20 protein-coding genes are annotated in these 25,072 nt (G+C 69.5%); 9 read left to right on the forward strand and 11 right to left on the reverse strand.

Annotated elements, in window-relative coordinates:
* Together ROTAS13_RS04895 and ROTAS13_RS04900 are read right to left on the reverse strand one after the other, a co-directional pair.
* Nucleotides 1–1,913 (reverse strand): DUF2264 domain-containing protein (locus tag ROTAS13_RS04895; protein ID WP_075821697.1); only part of this gene is annotated, 1,913 nt, incomplete at its 3' end.
* Entirely contained in the window at nt 1,910–3,199 is a 1,290-nt protein-coding gene (locus tag ROTAS13_RS04900; protein WP_075821698.1) for an ABC transporter substrate-binding protein, read from the reverse strand. The genes ROTAS13_RS04895 and ROTAS13_RS04900, both read right to left, overlap by 4 nt.
* Before the next feature lie 287 nt (nt 3,200–3,486).
* Between ROTAS13_RS04900 and ROTAS13_RS04905 the strand changes: the two genes are divergently transcribed.
* The gene (locus ROTAS13_RS04905) at nt 3,487–4,497 is read left to right on the forward strand and encodes a hydroxyacid dehydrogenase (protein ID WP_075821699.1); all 1,011 of its coding nucleotides are present in this window, start codon (nt 3,487–3,489) and stop codon (nt 4,495–4,497) included.
* A 33-nt stretch (nt 4,498–4,530) separates the two neighbouring features.
* Here the strand turns inward: ROTAS13_RS04905 and ROTAS13_RS04910 are convergent, their stop codons facing one another.
* The 5 genes from ROTAS13_RS04910 to ROTAS13_RS04930 all read right to left on the reverse strand — a co-directional run bounded on the left by ROTAS13_RS04910 (nt 4,531) and on the right by ROTAS13_RS04930 (nt 9,492).
* Nucleotides 4,531–5,523, reverse strand: coding sequence for a tripartite tricarboxylate transporter substrate binding protein (locus tag ROTAS13_RS04910; protein WP_075821700.1), 993 nt, complete (start codon nt 5,521–5,523; stop codon nt 4,531–4,533).
* A gap of 121 nt (nt 5,524–5,644) precedes the next feature.
* Nucleotides 5,645–6,475, reverse strand: coding sequence for a sugar phosphate isomerase/epimerase (locus ROTAS13_RS04915; RefSeq protein ID WP_019460361.1), 831 nt, complete (start codon nt 6,473–6,475; stop codon nt 5,645–5,647).
* Entirely contained in the window at nt 6,472–7,632 is a 1,161-nt protein-coding gene (locus ROTAS13_RS04920) for a dihydrodipicolinate synthase family protein (protein WP_019460360.1), read from the reverse strand. Before ROTAS13_RS04920 ends, ROTAS13_RS04915 begins: the two co-directional genes overlap by 4 nt.
* Before the next feature lie 4 nt (nt 7,633–7,636).
* On the reverse strand, nt 7,637–8,791 hold the full coding sequence (locus tag ROTAS13_RS04925; RefSeq protein ID WP_075821701.1) for a Gfo/Idh/MocA family protein: 1,155 nt from the start codon (nt 8,789–8,791) through the stop codon (nt 7,637–7,639).
* A gap of 62 nt (nt 8,792–8,853) precedes the next feature.
* Nucleotides 8,854–9,492 carry a TetR/AcrR family transcriptional regulator gene (locus ROTAS13_RS04930; protein ID WP_027282863.1) on the reverse strand — a complete coding sequence of 213 codons (639 nt, stop codon included), beginning with the start codon at nt 9,490–9,492 and terminating at the stop codon, nt 8,854–8,856.
* 218 nt (nt 9,493–9,710) lie between these two features.
* On the opposite strand from ROTAS13_RS04930, the gene ROTAS13_RS04935 reads away from it, so the two are divergent.
* From ROTAS13_RS04935 to ROTAS13_RS04965, 7 genes are read left to right on the forward strand one after another with little or no spacing between them, the layout of a single operon-like run.
* The gene (locus tag ROTAS13_RS04935) at nt 9,711–10,646 is read left to right on the forward strand and encodes a carbohydrate ABC transporter permease (protein WP_019460357.1); all 936 of its coding nucleotides are present in this window, start codon (nt 9,711–9,713) and stop codon (nt 10,644–10,646) included.
* Nucleotides 10,639–11,505: a carbohydrate ABC transporter permease gene (locus tag ROTAS13_RS04940; protein ID WP_075821702.1), complete on the forward strand. Its 867-nt coding sequence runs from the start codon at nt 10,639–10,641 to the stop codon at nt 11,503–11,505. Before ROTAS13_RS04935 ends, ROTAS13_RS04940 begins: the two co-directional genes overlap by 8 nt.
* Nucleotides 11,502–12,608, forward strand: coding sequence for an ABC transporter ATP-binding protein (locus tag ROTAS13_RS04945; protein WP_019460355.1), 1,107 nt, complete (start codon nt 11,502–11,504; stop codon nt 12,606–12,608). Before ROTAS13_RS04940 ends, ROTAS13_RS04945 begins: the two co-directional genes overlap by 4 nt.
* Nucleotides 12,598–13,830, forward strand: coding sequence for a Gfo/Idh/MocA family protein (locus tag ROTAS13_RS04950; protein ID WP_019460354.1), 1,233 nt, complete (start codon nt 12,598–12,600; stop codon nt 13,828–13,830). The genes ROTAS13_RS04945 and ROTAS13_RS04950 overlap by 11 nt, the downstream gene beginning before the upstream one ends.
* 31 nt (nt 13,831–13,861) lie before the next feature.
* Nucleotides 13,862–15,148 carry an ABC transporter substrate-binding protein gene (locus tag ROTAS13_RS04955; RefSeq protein WP_075821703.1) on the forward strand — a complete coding sequence of 429 codons (1,287 nt, stop codon included), beginning with the start codon at nt 13,862–13,864 and terminating at the stop codon, nt 15,146–15,148.
* Between the two features lie 3 nt (nt 15,149–15,151).
* A complete protein-coding gene (locus tag ROTAS13_RS04960; RefSeq protein ID WP_075821704.1) occupies nt 15,152–16,180 on the forward strand; it encodes a Gfo/Idh/MocA family protein in 1,029 nt (342 codons plus the stop codon).
* A gap of 11 nt (nt 16,181–16,191) precedes the next feature.
* On the forward strand, nt 16,192–17,280 hold the full coding sequence (locus ROTAS13_RS04965; RefSeq protein ID WP_058389409.1) for a Gfo/Idh/MocA family protein: 1,089 nt from the start codon (nt 16,192–16,194) through the stop codon (nt 17,278–17,280).
* 34 nt (nt 17,281–17,314) lie between these two features.
* On the opposite strand, the gene ROTAS13_RS04970 is transcribed toward ROTAS13_RS04965, so the two are convergent.
* Genes ROTAS13_RS04970 through ROTAS13_RS04985 form a run of 4 tightly spaced genes read right to left on the reverse strand, consistent with a single transcriptional unit; the run spans nt 17,315 to nt 23,297 of the window.
* Nucleotides 17,315–18,010, reverse strand: a complete 696-nt coding sequence (locus ROTAS13_RS04970) for an SDR family NAD(P)-dependent oxidoreductase (protein ID WP_058389408.1) — start codon at nt 18,008–18,010, stop codon at nt 17,315–17,317.
* A 19-nt stretch (nt 18,011–18,029) separates the two neighbouring features.
* Complete coding sequence (locus tag ROTAS13_RS04975; RefSeq protein WP_058389407.1) at nt 18,030–19,553, reverse strand: ABC transporter substrate-binding protein; 1,524 nt, start codon at nt 19,551–19,553, stop codon at nt 18,030–18,032.
* A gap of 37 nt (nt 19,554–19,590) precedes the next feature.
* A complete protein-coding gene (locus ROTAS13_RS04980; RefSeq protein ID WP_058389406.1) occupies nt 19,591–21,249 on the reverse strand; it encodes a hydantoinase B/oxoprolinase family protein in 1,659 nt (552 codons plus the stop codon).
* The gene (locus tag ROTAS13_RS04985) at nt 21,246–23,297 is read right to left on the reverse strand and encodes a hydantoinase/oxoprolinase family protein (protein WP_026033061.1); all 2,052 of its coding nucleotides are present in this window, start codon (nt 23,295–23,297) and stop codon (nt 21,246–21,248) included. Before ROTAS13_RS04985 ends, ROTAS13_RS04980 begins: the two co-directional genes overlap by 4 nt.
* A gap of 408 nt (nt 23,298–23,705) precedes the next feature.
* Here ROTAS13_RS04985 and ROTAS13_RS04990 point away from each other — a divergent pair, with 408 nt between their 5' ends.
* Nucleotides 23,706–25,010, forward strand: a complete 1,305-nt coding sequence (locus tag ROTAS13_RS04990; RefSeq protein ID WP_019460346.1) for an FAD-binding oxidoreductase — start codon at nt 23,706–23,708, stop codon at nt 25,008–25,010.
* Nucleotides 25,011–25,072: the final 62 nt, after the last annotated feature.

Here is a 25,072-nt window from a genome sequence, read left to right on the forward strand (position 1 = left end):
CACATCGCCAGGACCGGGTCCGGGACGCGGTTGTCGGTCCGCAGCGACTGAGCCGGCCCGGGCAGCGGACCCGGTTCCACGCCCCGTGCCGCATCCCAGCCGGCCCCGGCGGCCAGGGCCGCGATCCGGTCCCAGGCGGGGAGCGGAAACGCCATCCCCGCCTGCCGCTCCGCCCGCACCGCCGTGGCCAGCAGGTGCCGGCCGGGCGGGAGGCGGCCGCCCAGCACCGGCACGGCGGCCTGCGGGAACATCAGGCTGGTATTGGCCATGACATCCATCGCCCCGCTCCGCCGCCGGCCGAGGGGGTCCAGGATCGCGCTCGCCGCCGCCTCCCCCACCTGCAGCAGGATTCCGCCTTCCGACAGGAGGTCCAGCACGGAGCCGCCCGGCCGCTTGCGGGAGCGGACGCGGCAGGGCACCGCATGGCCTGATTCCAGGGTCGCGACGTCCCAGTCGGTGAGGAGGTCGTGCAGGCGGATCTCCCAGCCCTCGCTGAAGAACTGGAGCGTCGTGACCTCCACCCCCGCCAGCGGCGACCAGCCGGTCTCGATCCAGTCCCGGCCGAGGCGGCGGGCGGGGATGTCGCGGCGGATGTGCCAGTCCCGCTCATCCGTGCTGACGGCCAGGATGTTGTCGCCGCAGGCGCCATTGTGGATCCAGCGCGCCGCCTCCAGGCAGGGGCCGAGATGCGTGGAATAGGCGAATTTCGCGCATTTCTCCGTGCCGCCGCGCATGTTGTCGTGGCTGGGCCCGGCGGGCAGGGCGGTGACGTCGCCGCCCTGGCGCCGCACCAGCATGAAGGCCCCGGGGATCAGGGTCACGCCGTCCGCGTCCGGGTGCGGCGCCTCCTCGGCCTGCCAGAAGGGATGCGTGTCCGGCAGGGCGAGCGGCAGGAAGGCCTTGAAGGCCCAGTAGGGCGAGCCCTGGGAATTGTAGTTCTCGCTCATCAGCAGGTTCGGCCAGCGATAGCCGACGCGCATCCGCCCGGCCTCGTCCAGCATCGGCTGTTGCAGCCACCAGCGGATCTGCCGTGCCCAGAGCCCGCGGATCACGCCCCAGGGCAGCGCCTCCACCCCGGCATAGGCCAGCGCGCCCCAGAAGGCGGCGGTGGCGAAGCGGTAGGTCAGCGAACGGCCGATCGCCAGCGTGGCGCCGTCATCGCCGAACCAGTGGCGGAAGCCCCGGGCGAAGGCGACCGCACGGTCGCGGTAGCGGGCGGCGCGCTCCGGGTCGCGCCCGCCGGCCAGGGCGGCATAGGCGAGGCCATAGAACTGCAGCGCGAAGCCGTTGTAGTGGTCGATATGGCCGCCGGCCCCGTCGCCGTACCAGCCGTCGCGGAGGTAGAATTCCTCGATCCGTGCCAAGTGCCGGTCGCGGGAAGCCTCGTCGACCGGCAGGCCGACGCGCTCCATGCCCAGCCCCGCCATGACCGGAAAGAAGTGCCAGTTGTTGTCGGCCATGGCGACGCGCTGCACGCCGCCGAGCCAGGTGGCGAGGTTGCGCTTCGCGGTTTCCGGCAGCGGCTCCCACAGATGCTCGGGCACCAGGGCCAGGGCGAAGCCCAGCGCCGCCATCTCCACCGAGCGCTGGTCGTGGTCGGTGACGGCCTCCCAGTATTCCGGATGCGCGGGGTCGCTGCCGCTCGCCAGCCCCTCCCGGAACAGGGACCAGCCGTCGAAATCGCCGCCGCCCGCCGCGAAGGGCGCGAGGCCCCAGAGCGGGCGGGCATAGCCCTCGAACCATTCGGCCTTGCGGTCGAAATGCGCGCTGTCCAGCCCCAGCCGCACCTGCGCGCGCCCCGGGCTGAAGCAGGGCCGCAGCGGCGCGTTCAGGTCGAGCAGCAGGTGGGCGGCATCGGCGCGGGTGCCCAGCGGGTTCCCGCGGATGGCCGCGTGCAGGTCCGCGTTCGTCACAGGATGGCGTTCGTGTCGCTGACCAGCTTCGCGGCGGCCTGCTTCGCATCCATCCGGCCAAAGGCGAACTCGTCGGCGGCGTTGCGCAGGAACTGGCCGAACTGCTGCGCGTTCACCGGCATGGCGGGCGGATAGGGGCCCACCTTGTCGGCCAGGAGGTTGACGTACTCCACCGTGCGGCGCTCCATCTCGTTCAGCGTCGGCAGGACGAGCTCGCGCGATGCCTTGGCCATCGGCACGCCACGCTCGACGCCCAGGATCTTCACCGCCTCCGGATCGTTGAGGAAGAAGTTCACGAACTCCGCCGCAAGTTGCGTGTTGCGGCCGCGGCCATAAAGGCACCAGATCAGTGCGGGGCGGTAGAAATGCCCCGGCTTCGCGCCGGGGCCGCCATGCGGGAAGGTGGTCATGCCCAGCCTGAACGGCACGACCTCCTGCGTCGCGACGAGCTGGTTGGAGAACATCAGCGCCATGCCGGCATTCTTGGTGACCAGCGGCATGGACTGGATGGAGTTCACGTCCTGCGAGGCGATGTCGGGCGTGATGCAGCCGCCGGCCTTGCGTTGCCTGTCCCAGAAGGCGAACCATTCCGCCGCCAGCTCCGGGGTGAGGCCGAGCTTGCCCTCCGCCGTGAAGAGATCGATGCCATGCTGGCGCAGCCAGACGGTCAGCGCCTGCTGGTTCCGGCTGATATCGGCGGAACCCCACCAGTTCTCCTGCTTGGCCGCCTTGGTCAGCTCCACCGAAAGGCGGACATAGTCGTCCCAGCTGGTCTTCTCGTCCGGCGGCGTCAGGCCGGTGCGCGCGAAGACCTCGGAATCATAGAGCATGGCGAAGGAGTTCAGGCCGAGCCCCATGCCATAGACCTTGCCGTCCACGCGGCAGAGGTCGAGCATCGAAGGGTCGATGCCCGACACGTCGATGGTCTTGCCCAGCATCGGCTCCAGCGGCAGCAGCGCGCCGCGCCGCGCATAGTCGGACAGGCTGTTGGGTTCGAGCTGGAAGACGTCCGGCCCGTTGCGGCCGGCGATCTGCGTGTTGATCTTCTGGAAGTAGTCGGTGGAGTTGCCGTACTGGCCATTGATCTTGAGGCCGGGATGGCGCTTCTCGAAGAGCTCGATCACCGCGAAGGTGCGGCGGGCGCGGTCGCTGGCGCCGAACCATTGCACCGCCATCCTCGTTTCCGCCGCCCCGGCGGAACGGCCGCCCGCCAGCGTGCCGCCCATCAGGGCAAGGCCGCCGCCCAGGGCCAGCCGACCCAGGTCGCGCCGCGCGAGATCCGCCATGGACTTGTCCTCCCCTTATCCGGCGCCGTTCTCGCCCACTTCGGGTCGGCTTCCGGGACAACACGCCTCGGGGCCGTGTCCGGGAACCATGCCGTCGGCGCGGGTTCGGAGGCGGCCGGCTGCCGCTTTTTGGTAACTGGAAGGTTACTACCGCACCACGGCATGTCAAGCATCAACGGCGGATAGCTTGCAGGCAAAGGGATGAGGTGGATAATCCACGCCCGGGATGCTTCGTAAATGTCTGGTTACTTTTGCTGCATTGCGGCAGGAGAACCTGGGGAGGAATCATGAGCGGACCCGCTGCCCTGCTGGCCTATGACCCGGGCCGCAATCCCGAAACCGTCTCCGCCGCGCAGCACGCGCAACTGCGGGAACTGCTGGATGTCCTGCTGCCCGAACCCGTACGCCGCTTCGACGACCCCGCGCTGGCACCGCTCCTGCCGGAGGTGGAGGTGCTGGTGACCGGCTGGGGCGCGCCGCGGCTGGACCGGGCGGCGCTGGAGGCCATGCCGCGCCTGCGGCTGGTGGCGCATCTCGCCGGCACGGTGAAGGGGCATCTCGCGCCCGAGACATGGGAGCGCGGCATCCGCGTGGTCAATGCCGCCGATGCCAATGCGCTGCCGGTGGCGGAATACACGCTGGCGGCGATCCTCTTCGCCAACAAGCAGGTCTTCCGCCTCAACCGGCTGTACCGGGAACGGCGCGATGCGCCGAAGCCCTGGAGCAACCTCGCGCCGGGCCTGGGCAATTACGGCAAGTCGGTCGGCATCGTCGGTGCCTCCCGGATCGGGCGGCGGGTGATCGAGCTGCTGCGGCCCTTCGACCTGCGGGTGCTGCTGAGCGACCCTTTCGTGGGCGGGGAGGAGGCCGTGCGGCTGGGCGCCACCCCGCGGCCGCTGGAGGTCCTGCTCGCCGAGGCCGATCTGGTCAGCCTGCACGCACCGCTGCTGCCCGCCACGCGCGGCATGATCGGCCGGCGGGAACTGGCGCTGATGCGGGACGGCGCGGTGCTGCTGAACACGGCGCGGGGCGGCCTCGTGGACCAGGAGGCGCTGGTGGAGGCCCTGTCGGGCGGGCGGATCAGCGCGGTGATCGACGTGACGGAACCCGACCTGCTGCCGCCGGGGCATCCGCTCTACGACCTGCCCAACGTCTTCCTGACGCCGCATATCGCGGGGGCGGAAGGGCCGGAAACGCAGCGCATGACGGCGCTGGTGATCGAGGAGATCCGGCGCTTCCTGTCCGGGGAGCCCCTGCGCCACGAGGTCCGGGCGCAGGACCTGCCGCATCTGGCCTGAGCGGTGCCCCTTCCGGGCACCCCCTTTGGGCCGTCAGTTCACGGTGATCCTCGCCTCCTGCACCACGCGGCCCCATTTGTCGCTTTCCCGCCGGATGGTGGCGGCGAGCTCCTCGGGCGTGGAGGAAACCGCGTCCGCTCCGGCGGCGGCGAGGCGTTCCTGCGCCCCGGGCTCGGCCAGGATCTCGCGGATCGCCTGGTTGTAGCGGGCGATGGCGGCGGCCGGTGTCCCGGCGGGAGCGAGGACCGCGCCCCAGGAGGTCGCTTCCGCCGCCGGGAGCCCGATCTCCGCCATGGTGGGAACCTCCGGCAACAGGGCCGAGCGCCGCGGGCCGGTGGTCGCCAGGGCGCGCACCGTCCCGGCCTGGATCTGGCCGAGGGCGGAGGGAAGCTGGTCCAGCATGAACTGCACCGTTCCGGCGATCGTGTCGTTCAGGGCCGGGGCGCTGCCGCGATAGGGAACGTGCATCGGCTGGATGCCGGCGGCGAGCCGGAAGAGCTCCGCCACCATATGGGTGGAACTGCCGGAACCCGCCGAGCCATAGCTGATGCCGCTGCCCTTCTCCTTCGCCAGCGCCACGAATTCCTGCGCCGTTCGCGCCGGCACCCCGGGGTTGACGATCAGCACATGGTTCGTGCCGAAGGCCATGGAGATGGGGGCGAAGCCCTTCACCGGATCGAAGCCGAGGTTGCGGTACAAATGCTGGTTGATGCTCAGCGTTCCCATGGTCGCCATCACCAGCGTATGGCCATCGGCGGGGGAATGCGCGGCATTCTCCATGCCGAGGTTGCCGCCGGAGCCGGTGCGGTTCTCCACCACCACCGGCTGGCCCAGGCGCTGCTGCAATCGCTCCCCCAGCACGCGCGCCACCACGTCGGTGGCGCCGCCGGCGGGGAAGGGGACGACGAAGCGCACCGGATGGGTGGGGGCCCAGGCGCCGCCGCCCTGGGCGCGCACCAGGGACGGAAGGGCCACGGACGGAAGGGCCAGCCCGGCGGCCAGGAGGCCGCGTCTTGCGATGAACATTCCCGTTGTTTCTCCCGAACGCATTCTTCTTGATGGGGGGCGCGGGCCGTCGCGGGCCCGCGCCGCAGCTTCGCCGGAAGACCGGCCATCCCCCCCCGTGCCCGGCGGGGTGCGGAGGGTGTCAGCAGGCGCTCTGGTGGCGCTCCTTCAGCAGCGGCAGCACCTCGTCCGGGTCGCGTGCCCACCAGCGGCGCGACAGGATCTCCACCTCCGCCCCGCCGGGCCAGCCGGCTTCCTCCGCCATGGCGCGGATGGCGGGGATGTCGATCACCCCGTCGCCCGGCAGGCCGCGGTCGAAGACCGTGTCCGTGGTGGGCACCAGCCAGTCGCAGGTGTGGAAGGCGGCGATCCGTCCCCGGGCGCGCCGCATCTGCCGGGCCAGGTCCGGGTCCCACCAGACATGATAGACATCCAGCGCCACGCCGCTGCCGCGCCCCAGCTCCTCGCAGAGATCCAGCGCCTGCCCCAGCGTGGCGAGCACGGAGCGGTCGGCGCAGGTCATCGGGTGCAGCGGCTCCAACGCGATGGTGACGCCGGCATCGCGCGCCTCGCCCATGATGGCGTGCAGCCCCTCCCGCACCATCTCCCGCGCCCCGGGCAGGTCCCGGGAACCGGGCGGCAGCCCGCCGCAGACCATCACGAGACAGGCGGCGCCGATGGCATGGGCCTCGGCGATGGCGCGGCGGTTGTCCTCGATGGCGGCGGCCCGCCCCGCCGCGTCGGGGGCCGTGAACATGCCGCCGCGGCACAGGCCGGTGACCGTCAGCCCGGCGTCGCGGATCTGCCGCGCCGCCTCTTCCACCCCCATGGCCTGCAGCACGTCGCGCCAGGGGGAGATGCCGGGGATGCCGTGCCGGGCACAGCCCTCGATGCATTCCGCCAGCCCCCAGCGCTCCTTCACCGTGGCGGTGTTGAGGGAAAGGGGTCCGGGATCGCTCTTCGCCATGCTCATGACACGCCGTGCACCGCGAGGATCTGCCGCATCCGCGCGGCGGCAAGGTCCGGGTCGCGCAGCAGACCGGCCTTGTCGGCGAGACGGAAGAGCTCCGCGAAATGGCCGATGGAGCGGGCCGACTGCTGCCCGCCGACCATGGTGAAGTGGTCCTGGTGCCCGTTCAGCCAGGCCATGAAGACCACGCCCGTCTTGTAGAACCGGGTCGGCGCCTTGAAGATATGCCGGCTGAGCGGCACGGTCGGCGCCAGGATGTCGTGGAAGCCTTGCAGGTCGTCGCGCGACAGGCAGGCCAGCGCGCCGCCCACCGCCGGGGCGATCGGATCGAAGATGCCGAGCAGCGCGTCGGAATGCCCCTCGGAATCCCCGGCGATCGTTTCGGCGTAGTTGAAGTCGTCGCCCGTGTACATCCGCACGCCTTCGGGAAGGCGGCGGCGCATGGCGATCTCCTTCTCCTTGTCGAGCAGGGAGATCTTCACCCCGTCCACCCTGGCGGCATGGCCGGCGATGACCTCCAGCGCCACCTCCATCGCCTTCCAGTGGTCGTGATGGCCCCAGTAGCCCTCCAGCGCCGGGTCGAACATCTCGCCCAGCCAGTGGATGATCACCGGCTGCCGCACCTGCCGCAGGATGCGGTCATAGACGCGCACATAGTCGTCCGGCCCGCGCGCCGCCCGGGCCAGGGCGCGGGAGGCCATCAGGATGATGCGCCCGCCCATGCCCTCGACGGCGGAGCACTGCTCCTCATAGGCACGGATCACGTCGTCCACCGTGACATCCGGGCCGGGCGCCAGATGGTCGGTGCCGGCGCCGGAGGCCATCACCGCGCCCGGCACGTCCTTCATCGCATCGAGCGAGCGCCGGATCAGCTCCTGCGCCCCCGTCCAGTCGAGGCCCATGCCGCGCTGCGCCGTATCCATCGCCTCGGCCACGCCCAGGCCCAGCGACCAGAGGTGGCGGCGGAAGGCGATGGTGCGGTCCCAGTCGATCCTCACGTCGAGCCAGGGGTCCTGCTCCGCCAGCGGATCGGCCACCAGATGCGCGGCGGCCAGGGCGATACGCGGGAAGGGCGGCTTCGCCACGGGGAACTCCCGTGGCGCGCCCGTGGTGTAGGGCGCCAGGCGCCCCTCGGCGCCCGGCAGGGTCAGGGTCGGCACAGGGTCAGACCTCCAGCTTCGGCAGGTCGATCCAGCGGCGCTCGGCCCAGGACTTCAGGCCGGCCTCGGCGAGCTGCACGCCCTTGGCAGCGGCCAGCAGGTTCCACTTGAACTCCGGCAGCTCGCCCGCGACATGGCGCAGGAACAGCTCCCACTGCACCCGGAAGCCGTTGGGATAGGGCTGCGTGTCGGGGATCTCCTCCCAGCCCGCGAAGAAGTCGATGGGCTGCGGCGTGTCGGGGCTCCAGACGGGCTTCGGCGTGTTCACACGGCTCTGCGTCCGGCAGGTCATCAGCCCGGCCACGGCGGAACCATGCGTGCCGTCCACATGGAAGGTCACGAGGTCGTCCCGCCGCACCCGCGTCACCCAGGAGGAATTGATCTGCGCGATCACCCCGCCCTCCAGCTCGAAGGTGGCGTAGGCGGCATCGTCGGCATCGGCCTCGTAGGCCTCGCCCTTCTCGTCGATGCGGCGCGGGATGTGCGTGGCGCCCAGGCAGGAGACCGCCTTGGTCTCGCCGAACAGGTTGTCCAGCACGTAGCGCCAGTGGCAGAGCATATCGAGGATGATGCCGCCGCCTTCGTCCTTCTTGTAGTTCCAGGAGGGCCGCTGCGTCGGCTGCAGGTCGCCCTCGAAGACCCAGTAGCCGAACTCGCCCCGCACCGAGAGGATCTTGCCGAAGAAGCCGCTGTCGATGGCCATCTTCAGCTTCACCAGCCCCGGCAGGAAGAGCTTGTCCTGCACCGCGCCGTTCTTCACCCCCGCCTTGCGGGCGAGGCGGGCCACGTCCAGCGCGTCCTCCAGGTTATCGGCAGTCGGCTTCTCGGTGTAGATGTGCTTGCCGGCGGCGATGGCCTTGCGGATCAGCGCGGCGCGCATCTGCGTGGTGCCGGCGTCGAAGAAGATCTCGTCGTCCTTGTTGGCCAGGGCCTCGTCGAGATCGGTGCCCACGCGCTCCACCCCATGGGCCCGGGCCAGGGCCTCCAGCTTCTCCCGGTTGCGGCCGACCAGGATCGGGTCGGGCATCAGCCGGTCGCCGTTCTTCAGGGGGACGCCGCCATCCTTCCGGATCGCGGCGATCGAGCGGATCAGGTGCTGGTTCATGCCCATGCGCCCTGTCACGCCATGCATGATCAGGCCAATGCGACGTTCCGCCATGACGATTCCATCCCGTTCTCAGGTAACTGCATGGTTACCTAAGAACGGGACTGCCCCGCCGGTCAAGCACGAAGATAGCCCAGGATCACATCCACGCAGTGATCCTCGCGCAGCCCCAGCGCCACCTCGGTGGACAGGTCGGTCTTGAAGATGGCCGAAAGGGTATGGAGGTTGGCCACGTAGAAATGGCCCACCGCCACGATCGTCACATAGGTCTGCAAAGGATCGGCATCGCGCCGGAAGACGCCCGCCTCGGCGCCCCTGACCAGGACATCCCGCACGGATTCGAGCAGCGGCGAATAGAGCGCCCGCACCTGCTCGCTGCGCCCCAGGTAACTGGCCCGGTGCATGTTCTCCTGGTTCAGCAGGGTGACGAACTCCGGATGCCGCGCCGTGTAGCGAAGGTTGAAGCGCACCAGCCGTGCCATGGCCTCCACCGGCGGCAGGCTGCCGACGTCGAGCGCCCGCTCCTCCTCCCGCTTGGCGCCATAGACATGCTCCAGGACCTGGATCCAGAGCTCCTCCTTGCTGCCGAAATGCACATAGAGCATGCGCTTGTTCACCCCGGCCCGGGCGGCGATCTCGTCCACCCGGGCCCCGGCCAGGCCATTGGCGGTGAACTCGACGACCGCGGCGTCCAGGATCTTCCGGCGGGTGGTCTCGGCGCGCTTGCTGCGCTGCGGGATGAGGATGTCCGACATGGTTCCGCAAAATTGCCGTGGAGGATGCACAAGACCAGCGGAAAGAACGCTCGTGTGCGATCACGACCGATCATATCCGTGCTTGACACGAAGGGAGGCGCCTCCCTAGCGTGGGAACCAACCGGTTACCTGCTTGCTGAGTAGGGGCTGACGGACATGGCCGCAAGAGCCATGGGGAGGACGACCGATGACGAAACCCGGAAACGGGGCGGGGGATCATGCAGATCGCCGCCGCTGAAACGGGCTGGACCGCCGCCCGGAAGCGGAAGGCCAGCCGGAAACGCTGGGCAAGCCTGCCCGGCTACCTCTTCCTGCTGCCCTGGCTGATCGGCTTCTTCGGGCTGACGCTGGGGCCGGCCCTGGCCTCGCTGGCGCTGTCCTTCACCCATTTCGACCTGATGACGGACCCGCGCTGGGCGGGGATGGCCAACTACCGCCGCATCCTCTTCTCAGACACCAAGTTCTGGGAATCGCTCCGCGTCACCTTCACCTATGTGGTGCTGACCGTGCCGCTGAAGCTCGCCTTCGCCCTGGGCGTGGCGATGGTGCTCAACAAGGGCATCCGCGGCCTCACCATCTACCGGGCCATCTTCTACCTGCCCTCCCTGCTGGGGGCGAGCGTGGCCATCGCGGTGCTGTGGCGGGAGATCTTCTCCGGCACCGGCCTGCTGAACCAGCTCCTCGCTCTGGTCGGCATCCAGGGGCCGAGCTGGATCGCCAACCCGGACACGGCGCTCTACACGCTGGTGGTGCTGGGCATCTGGCAGTTCGGCAGCCCGATGATCATCTTCCTGGCCGGGCTGCGGCAGATTCCGCAGGACCTGTACGAGGCCTCCAGCCTGGACGGGGCCTCGCCGCGCCGGCAGTTCTTCCGCATCACCCTGCCGCTGCTGACGCCGATCATCTTCTTCAACTCCATCGTGCAGGTGATCGACGCCTTCAAGGCCTTCACCCCCGCCTTCATCATCAGCGAGGGCACGGGCGGGCCGGTGAACTCCACCCTGTTCTACACCCTCTACCTGTTCCAGGAGGCCTTCAGCTTCTTCCGCATGGGCTATGCCTCGGCGCTCGCCTGGGTGCTGGTGCTGATCATCGCGGGCTTCACCGCGGTCTCCTTCCTCTCCGCGCGCTTCTGGGTGCATTACGATGAGTGAGGCCCTCCGCCACGGCGGCCCCCGCGCGGCGGCAAGCGGCCGCCCGGTCCTGAAGCATGCGGTGCTGATCGCCGTCGCCTTCTGCATGCTCTACCCGCTGCTCTGGATGCTCGCGAGCTCCTTCCGCAGCAGCCAGGACATCTTCTCCACCATCTCGATCATCCCGCAGAGCCTCAGCCTGGAGGCCTATGTCCGCGGCTGGAACAGCCTCCAGGTCAGCTTCGGGCAGTTCTTCTGGAACTCGGCAGTGATCGCGGTGCTGTCGGTGATCGGCAATGTCGTATCCTGCTCGCTGGCGGCCTATGCCTTCGCCAGGCTGCGCTTCCGGGGCAGGAACCTCTGGTTCGCGCTGATGCTGGGCACGCTGATGATGCCCTATCACGTCACGCTGATCCCGCAGTACATCCTGTTCCTGAACCTGGACTGGGTGAACACCATCCTGCCGCTGGTGGTGCCGAAGTTCCTGGCCACGGACGCCTTCTTCATCTTCCTGATGGTCCAGTTCTTCCGCAACATCCCGCGCGAGCTGGACGAGGCCGCCATGATGGACGGGTGCAGCCCCTGGCGGATCTACTGGAAGATCATGCTGCCGCTTTCGCTGCCGGTGATGGCGACGGCTGCGATCTTCTCCTTCATCTGGACCTGGGACGACTTCTTCGGGCCGCTGATCTACCTGAACGACATGGAAACCTACACGGCCCAGATCGGCCTGCGCTCCTTCGTGGATTCGGGCGGGGAATCCGACTGGCCCGCGCTCTTCGCCATGTCCGTCCTGGGCCTGGTTCCTGTCTTCCTCTTCTTCCTCTTCTTCCAGCGTCTGCTGATCGAGGGGATCGCCACCACGGGGATGAAACGATGACCGGCCTGAACCTGCGGCACGTCTTCAAGCGCTTCGACCAGCATGCCGTGCTGCATGACGTGAACATCGACATCACGCCCGGCGAGTTCGTGGTCTTCGTCGGCCCCTCGGGCTGCGGCAAGTCCACCCTGCTGCGCATGATCGCGGGGCTGGAAACGATCTCGGACGGCGATCTGGTGATCGGCGGCAATGTCATGAACGACGTGCCGGCGGCGCAGCGCGGCATCGCCATGGTCTTCCAGTCCTATGCGCTCTACCCGCATATGAACGTGTACAAGAACATGGCCTTCGCGCTGGAAACCGCCCGGATGCCGAAGCCGGAGATCGACCGCCGTGTGCGGCAGGCGGCGGAGGTGCTGCAACTGAGCCACCTGCTGGAGCGCAAGCCGAAGCAGCTCTCGGGCGGGCAGCGCCAGCGTGTGGCCATCGGCCGCGCCATCGTGCGCGAGCCGGGGATCTTCCTCTTCGACGAGCCGCTGTCGAACCTGGACGCCGAGCTGCGCGTGCAGATGCGGGTGGAGATCGCCAATCTCCACCGCAAGCTCGGCAACACGATGATCTACGTGACCCACGACCAGGTGGAGGCCATGACCATGGCCGACAAGATCGTGGTGCTGCGCGCCGGGAAGGTCGAGCAGATCGGCTCGCCGCTCGATCTCTACAACAACCCGGCCAACCGCTTCGTGGCCGGCTTCATCGGCAGCCCGAAGATGAACTTCCTGTCGGTGGCCCCTGCGCCGGGGGGGGAGGGCGTGATGCTGGGCGGCCAGGAGGTGCGCCTTCCCGGCCTCCGCCCGCCCGCCGAGGAAGGGCTGGTGCTGGGCATCCGGCCCGAGCATCTGCGCGCCGGAAGCGACGGCGTGCAACTCGGCGGCCTGCGCGTGCAGCTCGTGGAACAGCTCGGCAGCGCCTCGCTGGTCTATGGCCAGACGGCGGACGGACAGGCCGTGACGCTGCAACTGGAAGGACAGCGCCGCATCCATCCGGGTGAAAACATCCCGATCACCTGCGATGCGGGGGATTGCCACCTGTTCCGCGCCGACGGCTCCGTCTGCCCGCGCCTGGCGCCGGTCCTGTCCATGGGGAGTGAGTATGTCGCTTGATCTCGCGCAGCAGCGGATTGCGCTGGTCGGCACGGGCCATCGTGGCACCGGCATGTGGGGCAAGGAGCTGCTTTCCCGTCTCGGCCCGCAGGTGGATCTCGTCGGCCTCTGCGACATCAACGGGATGCGCGCCCACCGCTCGCAGCGTGCGATCGGCACCAACGCCCCGGTCTTCACCGATTTCGGGGAGATGCTGTCCACCCTCCGTCCCGCCACGGTGATGGTCTGCACCCGCGACGACACGCATGACGACCTGATCGTGCAGGCGCTGGAGGCAGGCTCCGACGTCATCACCGAAAAGCCCATGGCCACCACCGCGGCCAAGTGCCGCCGCATCCTGGAGGCGGAGGCGCGGACCGGGCGCAAGGTGAATGTCGCCTTCAACTACCGCTACGCACCCTTCGGTGCGAAGATCAAGGAACTGCTGATGGAGGGTGCGATCGGGGAGATCACCTCGATCGACTTCCACTGGTATCTCGATACGCGCCATGGGGCGGACTACTTCCGCCGCTGGCACGCCTACCAGAAGAACTCCGGCAGCCTCTTCGTCCACAAGTCCACGCATCATTTCGACCTGCTGAACTGGTACGTGGCGGACGAGCCGAAGGAGATCTTCGCGCGCGGCAACCTGCGGCACTACGGCGCCAACGGCCCCTATCGCGGCGAGCGCTGCCACGGCTGCCTCCATGCGGCGGATTGCGACTTCCACCTCGACATCGCCGCCGATCCCTGGCTGGAGATGCTCTACGAGGACCCCTCGCGGGAGGACGGCTATGTCCGCGACGCCTGCGTCTTCCGCGAGGACATCGACATCTACGACACGATGAGCGCCTCGCTGGTCTATGGCAACGGCGTGCAGGTCTCCTACTCCCTGAACGCCTGCATGCCGGTCGAGGGGCACCACCTCGCCTTCAACGGGCGCAAGGGGCGGCTGGAGATCCGGCACAAGGAGAAGGACCCCTTCGGCATCGGCGACCATGACGAGATCCTGCTGATGCGGAACTTCGGCCCCTCCGAGACCATCCGCATCACGCGCGAGCATGGCGGCCATTTCGGCGGCGACAAGCGCCTGCAGGCCATGCTCTTCGATCCGGAGATGCCCGACCCCCTGCACCAGCGCGCCGGGGCGCGGGCCGGCGCGCTGTCCGTGCTCTGCGGCGTCGCGGCGGTGGAAAGCGTGAAGACCGGCCGGGCCGTGCCCGTGGCCGCGCAGCTCGGCTGAACGGAAGCAAGAAGAACCAATCGGAGGAAGCATGTCCACAAGACGGAACCTCATGCTGGGCGGGATGGCCTCGCTGGGTCTTCTCGCGGGCGGCGGCGGACTGGTCAGGGCCCAGGCGGCGCCGGTGCGGCTGCGCATGACCTGGTGGGGCACCAAGGAACGGGCGGACCGCACCATGAAGGTCAGCGCCCTCTACAGCCAGCTCCATCCGAATGTGTCGGTGGACAGCGAGAACATGGGCTGGAGCGACTACTGGCCCAAGCTCGCCACCCAGGTCGTCGGCCGCAACGCGCCGGACCTGATCCAGATGGACTACCGCTACCTCTTCGAATACGCGCGGCGCGGCGTGCTGCTGCCGCTCGATTCCCATGTGCCCGGCACGCTGCAGATCAGCGACTGGGACCCGAAATTCGTCGATGTCGGCAAGGCGGCCGGCAAGCTCTACGGCGTCAATTTCGGGGCCAACTCGCCCTCGATGATGTTCAACCGCACGGTGCTGGAACAGTCCGGCCTGCCGCTGCCGACACCCGATCTGACCTGGGACGCCTATGCGAAGCTGGGCGCCGAGATCACCCGCAAGGCCAACAGGGCCGACTTCTACGGGCTCTCGGATGCCGGGCAGCAGGAGCCGATCCTGGAGATCTTCCTGCGCCAGAAGGGCAAGCTGCTCTACGCGCCGGACGACAAGCTGGGCTTCGCCACCGCCGATATGGAGGAATGGTTCGGCTACTGGGACCGCCTGCGCAAGAGCAAGGCCTGCGTGCCGGCGGAGGTGCAGGCCCTCTACCAGAACAGCCTGGAGACCAGCCCGCTGACGCTGGGCAAGGCGGCCATCGACTTCGCCCATTCCAACCAGCTCGTGGCGATGCAGAAGCTGAACCGCGACCGCGTCGCCATGACCATGGTGCCCACCATCGCCCCCGATGCCCCGCCCGGCCAGTACCTGAAGCCGTCGCAGCTGCTGAGCGTCTATGGCCGCTCGCCCCGGGCGGAGGAGGCGGTGAAGCTGCTGAACTTCTACGTCACCGATCCGCGCGCCGGCGAGATCCTGGGCGTGGAGCGTGGCGTGCCCATCGCCAATGCCCAGCGCGAGGTCATCAAGAAGGGCATGGACGAATCCAGCAAGGAGCTGGTGGCCTATATCGACATGGTCAGCACGCGCGTCGGCCCCGTGCCGCCGCCGCCGCCCAAGGGCGCGGGCGAGATCGCCAACATCCTGAAGCGGACCAACGAGGAGATCGGCTTCGGCCGCCTTTCGCCCAGGGATGGCGCCAGGCGCTTCGTGAACGAGGCCAATGACGTGCTGGAGCGTGGCTGAACCATGGCACCGTTCCGTTTCGCGGTCATCGGCATCAATCACGACCATATCCACGGCATGATGCGCGCGATGCGGGAGGCCGGCGGGGAATGCGCCGGCTTCCACGCGCCGGAGGACGACCTCGCCGCCACCTTCCAGGACCGCTACCCGGGGATCCCGCGCATCGCCGATCGCCGGCGCATCCTGGAGTCCCCGGAGATCGGCCTGATCCTCAGCGCCGCCATCCCCGCCGACCGCGCCGGCATCGGCATCGAGGCGATGCGGCATGGCAAGGACGTGCTGGTGGACAAGCCCGGCATGCTGACGCTGGAGGATCTGGCGGCGGTCCGCGCGGCGCGGGCGGAAACGGGGCGCTTCTTCAGCATCTTCTTCTCGGAACACCTGGACCAGCGCTCGACGGTGCGGGCCGGGGAGCTCGTGCGCCAGGGCGCGATCGGCGAGGTCGTGAACACCGTCGGCCTCAGCCCGCACCGCCTCAGCGCCCCGAAGCGCCCGGACTGGTTCTTCGACCCCGCCCGCAACGGCGGCATCCTCACCGACATCGCCAGCCATCAGGCGGAGCAGTTCCTCTTCTTCGCCGATGCGATGGGCCAGGGCATGGAGGGCGAGGTCCTTTCCGCCACGGTCGGCAACCGCGCCCTGCCGGAACACCCCCGCTTCCGCGACTTCGGCGACATGCACCTGCGCGCCGGCAAGGTGACCGGCTATGTCCGGGTGGACTGGTACACCCCCGATGCGATGCCTGTCTGGGGCGACGGACGACTGGTGATCCTCGGCACCCAGGGCACGATCGAGCTGCGGAAGTATTTCGACCCCGAGGGACGCCCGGGAGGCGATCACCTCTTCCTCTCGAACCGGGACGGCGTCCGCTACATCGACTGCAACGACACGGTGCGGCCCTTCGGGCGCCTCTTCGCCAACGATCTGCGCGACCGCACGGAAACCGCGATGCCGCAGGAGCTCGGCTTCAGGGCCATGGAACTCGCCCTGACCGCCCAGGCCATGGCGGATCGCGCCTTCGCCGGGATGTGAGGAGCCGGACCATGCCCATCAGACGCAAACTCGCCATCGTCGGCGCCGGGATCGGCCGGCGGCACATGGAGGAAGGCTACCTTCCCTATCCGGACCTCTTCGAGGTGGTCGCGATCTGCGACATCGACCCGCAGCGCCTCGCCAGCTTCGCCGCCGACTACGGCATCCCCCGCGCCACGCAGAGCTTCGCCGAGGTGCTGGCCATGCCGGATGTGGAGATCGTGGACATCTGCACGCCGCCTGGCCTGCATGGCGAGCAGATCATGGCCACGCTCGCCGCCGGCAAGCACGCGGTCTGCGAGAAGCCCCTGGTCGGCTCCCTGCGGGAAGTGGATGCGGTGATCGCCGCCGAGGCGCGCTCGCCGGGCCGGGTCATGCCCATCTTCCAGTACCGCTACGGCGACGGCTTCCAGAAGGCGAGGCACCTCGTCGAGAGCGGCATCGCCGGCCGCCCCTATCTGGCGACGGTGGAGACGGCCTGGCAGCGCCTGCCGGAATACTACGCCGTGCCCTGGCGCGGCCGCTGGAGCACGGAGCTGGGCGGCACGCTGATCACCCATGCGATCCACCCGCACGACATGCTCTGCGAGCTGATGGGGCCGATCCGCGACGTCTATGCCCGCACCGCCACGCGCGTCCATCCCCATATCGAGGTCGAGGACTGCGCCGTGGCCAGCCTGACCATGGAAAGCGGCGCCCTGGTTTCGCTCGCCGCCACGGTGGGATGCCAGGAACAGATCACCCGCCTGTACCTCTGCTTCGAGAACCTGACCTTCGAGAGCAGCCCCGGCCCCTACAACCCCGGCGAGGACCCCTGGCGCATCGTCCCGCGCGACGCCGCCACGGCGGCCCGGGTCGAGGAGGCGCTGCAAGGCTGGGTGCCGGTGCCCCCGCGCTTCACCGGCCAGATGCGCGACTTCCACGCCGCGCTGGAAAGCGGCGGCGCATTGCCGGTGACGCTGGCCGATGCCCGCCGCTCGCTGGAACTGCTGACGGCGATGTACCATTCCGCGGAAACCGGCGAGGCCGTCCTCCTGCCCATCGGCCCGAACCATCCGCGCTATGCGGGCTGGCGGCCGCTGGAACAGGCCGCCGCCTGAGAAGGGAAGGGGAGGGGAAACACCCTCCCCGCCCTCAGAACAGGTCTTCCAGCCGGCAGTTGACCAGCAGCTCCGCCACCACCGCCTCGTCTGGCAGCAGCAGGCAGGTCTCGATCAGCCGGGCGAGATCGGCCGGCTGCGTCATCTTCTCGCGCGGCCAACTCGTGACATGGCCGGTCATGTCCGTATTGACGAAGGAAGGGCAGACGGCGGTGGCGCGGATGCCCTGTTCCCAGCCCTCGCGCCGCACCTCGTGTGTCAGCGCCACCACGGCGAACTTGCTCATCGCATAGCCGAGATTGGCGTTCTTCACCCGCTTGCCGGAAAGCGAGGACAGGTTCACCACCCGCCCATGCCCGGCGGCCACGAGATGCGCCCAGGCGAGGCGGACCAGCCGCGCCGGCCCCTTCACGTTCACCCGCCACAGCGCGTCCAGCGCCGTCTCGTCGGCATCGTGCAGGCCGGCCATGGGGTTGATCCCCGCCGCGTTCACCAGCCCGTCCAGCCGCCCGTGCCGCGCCAGGGTCCCGGCCACCCAGCCCTCCGCGCTGGCCAGGTCCTCGGCATCATAGCGATGGCGGCTCAGGCGCGGATGCTCCGGCAGGGCATCCGGGCTCCGCATCCCGGCGGAAACGGTGAAGCCGCTCTCCAGCAATCGCTCCACCACCGCCCGGCCGATGCCGCGCGAGGCACCGGACACCATCGCCACGCGCCCCCGGGATTCCAGCATCAGATCGTCCTCCGCGGCATCACGACAGGCTGGCCGCTTCGAGCGTGGCCGGGGAATAGAAGGTCAGCGGCCCCGGAAGGTTGACGAAGCCCCTGAGCGCCGAGGTCATGGCATAGCCCTGCGAGCGGTAGCAGAGGCCCAGCATCGGCACGTTCTCCACCACCAGATCCTGCACCCTGGCATAGATCTCCTTGCGCTTCGACACGTCGCTCTCGGCGCGCCCCTGGGCCAGCAGCTCGCTCAGCCCCGGCGTGGTGAAGCCGGTGCTGCGGATGTAGGAGGCGGGCAGGCTGTTGTCGATCATTGGACTCAGCCCGTCCGGATCGGTGATCTCCACCGCCGTGCCGCCGATGGCGAGGTCATACTGGCCGCGATTGCCGAGCTGCACGCGCGTCGCCCAGTCCGGCAGGTTCATCTGCACCTGGATGCCGATGGCGGCGAGGTTCTGCTGCACCACCTCGGCCGTGTCCTTGTGCATGCCGTACTGCGCCGTGGAGAGCAGGTTGCAGGAGAATCCCTCCGCCACTCCCGCCTTGGCGAGCAGCGCCCGGGCCTGCGCGGGATCGAAGCGGAAGGTGCTGTTCGCGCTTTGGGAATAGAACGGGTTGGCGGGCAGCAGCGGAACGCCGTGGATCGGCGTGCCGCGCCCGAAGAAGGCGCCCTTGATGATGTCGTCCCGGTTGATGGCGAAGCCGATCGCCTGCCGCACCAGCGGATTGGCCAGCGGCCCGCTGCGCCCGTTGAACTGCAGGTACATGAAGGGGCCGTTCTGCGTGTCCAGCCGCAGCTTCGGCTCGGACTCGATCCGCCCCATGGACTGCCACGGCACATAGTCGATCAGGTCCACGTCGCCCGCGATCAGCGCCGCCACGCGGGCATTCTCGTCCGGATAGGCGACGGCGCGCACGCCCTTCAGCTTCGGCAGGCCGGGCCTGTAGAAGCCGGGGAAGGCCTCCAGCTCGATCGAGGTGCCGCGCTCGGCGGACTTCATGACGAAGGGGCCGCAGCCCACGCCCACCCCGCCGCGCTCGATCGAATCCTTCTGCACGATCGGCATGAAATAGGTCGCCAGCCATTCGGGGATGGTGACCATCGGCTGCTTCATCACCAGCCGCACGGTGCGGGCATCCGGCGTCTCGATGCGCTCCACCGCCTGCATCTGCGGGCGCATATAGGCGGTGGACTTCTCACCCCCGACCTGCTCCAGCGTCCATTTCACATCGGCGGAGGTCATCTTCCGGCCGTTGTGGCAGGTGACGTCACGCAAATGGAAGACCCAGTCCTTGCCGTCGGCCTCCCAGCGCTCGGCGATCTCGCCTTGCAGCCTGCCATCCCCGTCGAAGGACAGCAGCCCCCGGTGCATCAGCGACACCACCGTGCCGGCGGCCGAGCCGGCATTGATCCAGGGCGTCAGGTTGGGTGGATAGGAGGAAAGGCCGAGGCGCAGCACGCCGGAGGATTCCGCCGCCCGGGCGGCGAGACCCAGCAGTGGCAGGGCCATGCCGGCCCCGAGCAGCGAGCGACGGGCGATGCGTGGAGACATGGTTCGTCAATCCTTACCCAGGGTCAGCAGGAGGCGTTCAGGACGCGCCGTAGACGCGGCGCGCGGTTCCGGGGTCGATGCGGCGTTCCGCCACGTCGCGGGCGACTTCCGCGGCGGTGCGGCCGGAAGGCGGGCCATAGCCCCCGGCACCGGGGGTGACGATCTCCACCACCTGTCCAGGCCTGAGCACGCCGGAACCGTGGTCGAAGGGCGCCACGCCCTCCCCATAGACGAAGCCGCCCATGCCGCCCGGCAACCCGCCGGCCAGCCCCCAGGGCGCGGAGCGCAGGCGGGAGCCGTCCACGCGCAGCCGGCACTCGGCCTCGGCGCGATAGACCCGGCGCAGCCCCATGCCGCCCCGATGCGTGCCGCAGCCGCCGGAACCGTCCACCAGCTCATAGCGCAGCAGGGTCAGCGGATATTCCAGCTCCAGCGCCTCGGCCGGGAGGTTGGAGGTGTTGGTCATGTGCACATGCACGCCATCCAGCCCGTCCTTGTCGTGACGCGCGCCGGAACCGCCGCCGATGGTCTCCAGATAGACCCAGATCTCCCCCGTGCCCGGCTGCGTGCCGACGAAGGTGGCGGAGGCGACGGAGCCGTTGCAGGCGGCGATCACCCGCTCCGGCACCACCTGGGCCAGCGCGCCGTGGATCAGGTCCACCACGCGCTGGCAGGCGGCGATGCGCCCGTTCACCGCGGCGGGGGCGGTGCAGTTGACGATGCTGCCCTCCCGCGCCGTGACCGTCAGCGGCCGGGCGAGGCCGGCATTGGGCAGGATGGTCGGGTCCACCACCGTCTTCACCGCGTAGTACACGGTGGAAAGCAGCGCGGTGTAGACCATGTTCAGCCCGGCCCGGACCTGGTCCGGCGCCTCGAAATGCAGGCGCATCTCGTCGCCCGCCACGGCGATCTCGCAGGACATCGGCAGGTCCCGGTCGATCTCGGGATTGTCGAACAGGTCCTCGAAGCGGTAGGTGCCGTCCGGGATGGTGGCGATGCCCGCGCGCATCTTGCGCTCGGCATAGTCCAGCAGCGCATCGCCCGCCGCCAGCACCGTGTCCGTGCCGTATTTCGCGCAGAGCGCCTGCATCCGCTCCACGCCCAGCCGGTTCGCCGCCATCTGCGCCCGCAGGTCCGACAGGCGCTCGCGCGGCACCTGGCAGTTCAGCAGCAGCAGCTCCTGCACGTCCTTCTGCAACTCGCCGGCGCGGTACAGGCGGATCGGCGGGATGCGGATGCCTTCCTGGAAGATGTGGGCATGGCCGCGATCGGCGAAATCGGCATGGTGCGCCGTGTTCACCGCCCAGGCGACGATGCGGCTCGTCCCGCCATCCTCCACGAAGACCGGCTCGGCCAGCACGATGTCCGGCAGGTGCGTGCCGCCGCCCTCATAGGCGTCGTTGCCCATGAAGACGTCGCCCGGCCGCATCTCCGCGACCGGATGCCGCTTGAGGATATGCGGAATGATCCCGATGAAGGAACCGAGGTGCATCGGGATGTGCTCGGCCTGGCACAGCGTCTCGCCCGCCGTGTTGAACAGGGCCGTGGAGCAGTCCCGCCGCTCCTTGATGTTGGTGGAATAGGAGGCGCGCACCAGCGCCTCGCCCATCTCCTCGGTGATCGAGGACAGGGCGGAGGAGATCACTTCGACGGTGATGGGATCGACCATAGCCCGGTCTTTCGCGGCGGCGCTCATGCGGCCTCCAGGATCAGGTTCAGATAGGGTTCGACGCGGGCGACCATGGCGGGCAGCACCACGGTGGTGGTGTCCATCTGCTCGATGATGGCCGGGCCCTGGACGGCATTGCCGGGCCGCAGCTTCGCGCGGTCGTAGATGGGGCAGGGGGTCCAGCCGCCCGCCTCGGGCATCCAGACCTCGCGCTCGCCGATCCGCGCGGCGGAGGCATCCGGCCCCACCTCCGGCCGCGGCTGGAAGGCGGCCTTTCGCACCACTCCCGTCGCCTCGGCGCGATAGGTGACGAGCTGCACCGTCTCCCCCTCCGCCACGAAGCCGTAGCGCTGCCGGTGCGCGGCGGCGAAGCCTTCTGCCAGGGCATCGAGCGTCGCGCTCCCGATCTCCCCCTCGGGAAGCGGGATGCTCAGCTCGTAGTTCTGCCCGGCATAGCGCATGTCCACGGTGCGCTTCAGGCGCCGTGCCTCCGGCGCGATGCCCTCGGCCTCGAACCAGGCCCGCGCCTGGGTCTCCAGCCCGGCGAAGGCTTCGCGCATCAGCGGCAGCGAGCCCTCCCCCAGCACCGCCAGCCGCGTGGAGGCGAAATCCGCCCGCAGGTCGGTCAGCAGCAGCCCGGTGGCGCAAAGGATGCCCGGCGTCAGCGGCACCAGGATGCGGGAGATGTCGAGCTCCTTCGCCAGCCGCGCCGCATGCAGCGGCCCGGCGCCGCCGAAGGCCACCAGCGTGTAGTCGCGCGGATCGTGCCCGCGCTGCACGGAGATGACGCGGATGGCCCGCGCCATGTTCGCCGTCACCACGCTGATGATGCCCTGCGCCGTGGCCATGACGTCCAGCCCCAGCTTCTCCGCCAGCCGCCCGATCGCCTCCTTCGCCAGGTCCTGCCGCACCGGCATGCGCCCGGCCAGCAGATGTGTCGGGTTCAGCGTCTGCAGCACCACGTTCGCATCGGTGGTGGAGGGCTCGGTGCTGCCCTTGTCATAGCAGACCGGCCCGGGAAAGGCGCCGCAGGAGCGCGGCCCCACCTTCAGCAGCCCGCCGCTGTCCACATAGGCGATGGAGCCCCCGCCCGCGCCCACCGTGTGGATGTCGAGCATCGGCGCCTTGATCGGATAGCCATGCACCTCGGCCTCCCCGGTCAGGCGGCACTGGCTGTCCTTCAGCAGCGCCACGTCGGTGGAGGTGCCGCCCATGTCGAAGGTGATCAGGTCGGGGATGCCGACCATCCGCCCGATCTCCTGCGCCGCCACCACGCCGGTCGAGGGGCCGGACAGCACGGTGCGGACGGGCAGCCGCGCCGCCGCCTCGAAGCCGATCACGCCGCCATTGCTCTGCGTGAGCTGCGGCGTGACGGCGAGGCCGAGGTCGCGCAGCCGGGCGGAAAGCCGGCGGATATAGCCCTCCATCACCGGGCCGAGATAGGCGTTCACCGCGGTGGTGGAGAGCCGCTCGAACTCGCGGAACTCGGGCGCCACCTCGTGGCTGGCGCAGACGAAGGCCTCGGGGAACTCCTCCTCCACGATGCGCTTCGCGGTGGCCTCGTGCTCCGGTCGCACGAAGCCATAGAGGAAAGAGATCGCCACGGACTTCACCCCCGCCGCCCGCAGCGCCCGTGCGGCCTCGCGCACCGCCTGCTCGTCCAGCGCGGTCTCCACCCGGCCGTCGTGGTGGACGCGCTCCGGCACCTCCAGCCGCAGGTCGCGCGACACCAGGATCTCCGGCTTGTCGGCCTGCAGGTCATAGAGCTCCGGCCGCTTCTGCCGCCCGATCTCCAGCAGGTCGCGGAACCCGTCCGTGGTGATCAGCCCGGTCCTCACGCCCCGGTGCTGGATCAGCGCATTGGTCGCGACCGTGGTGCCATGGCCCAGGAAGCCCACCTCGCCGGCCGCGACGCCGACCTGGCCGATGCCCTCCTCGAAGCCCTGCGCGATGCCGCGCGAGGGATCGTCCGGCGTGGAAGACACCTTCCACACCGCCATCCGCCCGGTCTCCTCCTCGAAGAGGCAGACATCGGTGAAGGTGCCGCCGGAATCCACTCCGATACGCCAGACCATCCGATCGATCCCCTCATCCGGTTCCGGGCCGGGCATGTGCCAGGCCCTGTTCGTCGCCCCAGTCCTGCCGGCATCCCGCCGCCGATTCCGGCACTCTCCACCCACAACGGGCAGGATGTCTTCATGCGCTGCGGCAAGCCGCCTGTCCGGGCTGGATGCCCTGGCCAGAAGCAAGAGCCGGGCCAGGAACGATGCCCCTACCTTGGCCGGGGCGGGGGTGACGCGGAAATTCCGGTATACCCGGCCAGCCACCATCCGCCGGGGCCGGTTTTCCAGCCGGCCACACCACCGGGGAAGCGATGCGGGCTTGCGACGGTCCGGAACTTGCTGCTCCAGTTCTCCTGTATACCGTCGGGGTCGCCCGCCCGGCACCATCCGCCATCCGGGCGCTGGAGAAACAGAGACACCATGTCCCCACCCGTCGATCCCGTGGAATCCGATCCCAGCCTGCCGGCGCGCGTCGATGTCGTGGTGATCGGCGGCGGCATCATCGGCGTCAGCACCGTGCTGGCCCTGGCCGAGAAGGGCATCTCCGCCGCCCTCTGCGAGAAGGGCCGCATCGGCGGGGAGCAGTCCAGCCGCAACTGGGGCTGGTGCCGCACCATGGGCCGCGACCCGCGCGAGATCCCGCTCAGCATCGAGGCGCAGCGCATCTGGCGCGGCCTCGACCGACGCCTGGGCATCGACACGGGCTACCGCCAGTCCGGCATCGTCTATCTCTGCGAGGGGCCGGCCGACATCGCCCGGCACGAGGCCTGGCTGGAACACGCGAAGCTCTACCAGCTCGACAGCCGCATGCTCGGCACGGCGGAGGTCGATGCGGTGCTGCCCGGCTCCGCCCGCCGCTGGCCGGCCGCGCTCTACACCGCCAGCGACGGACGCGCCGAGCCGCAGCGCGCCGCCCCGGCCATCGCCCGCGCCGCGCGGGAGCGGGGCGCCGCCATCCTGACCGGCTGCGCCGTGCGCGGGCTGGACCGGCAGGGCGGCCGCATCGCCGGGGTGGTGACGGAGAAGGGCCGCATCGCCTGCGATTCCGTGGTGCTGGCGGGCGGCGCCTGGTCGCGCCTGTTCTGCGGCAATTCCGGCTTCGACCTGCCGCAGATGAAGGTGCTGGGCTCGGTGCTGCGCACCCAGCCGCTGGAGGGCCTGCCCGAAACCGCGGCAGCCGCCTCGGACTTCGCCTTCCGCAAGCGCGCCGATGGCGGCTACACCATCTCGCAACGGGCCGCCGTGTCGGACATCACGCCGGACAGCTTCCGCCTCTTCCTCGACTTCCTGCCCAATCTGCGCGCGACCTGGAGCGACCTGCGCCTCCGCATCGGCGGCCGCTTCCTGGAGGAATGGCGCATCCCGCGCCACTGGGGGATGGAGGAAGCCTCGCCCTTCGAGGCGGTGCGGGTCCTCGACCCCGTCCCCTCCCGCGCCCTGCTCGACGGCGCCCGTGCCAACCTGACGCGCGCCTTCCCGGGCTTCGCCGCGATGCGGGTGGCGCAGGAATGGGGCGGGCTGATCGACGTGACGCCCGATGTGGTGCCCGTCATCTCCGCGGTGGAGCGCATCCCCGGCCTGCACATCGCCACCGGCTTCTCCGGTCATGGCTTCGGCATCGGGCCCGGGGCGGGGCGCCTGATGGCCGATCTGGTGGCCAACGACACCCCGATCGTGGACCCGGCGCCCTTCCGCCACGACCGTTTCCGCCGCATGGCGGCCTGACGCCAGGGCGGCCCCGCCGGGGCCGCTCCTTCCCACCCCTGGCCCACCCCTGGCCCACCCCT

It is taken from the genome of Roseomonas sp. TAS13 (assembly GCF_001950415.1).
GTDB classification, from domain to species: Bacteria; Pseudomonadota; Alphaproteobacteria; order Acetobacterales; family Acetobacteraceae; genus Roseomonas; species Roseomonas mucosa.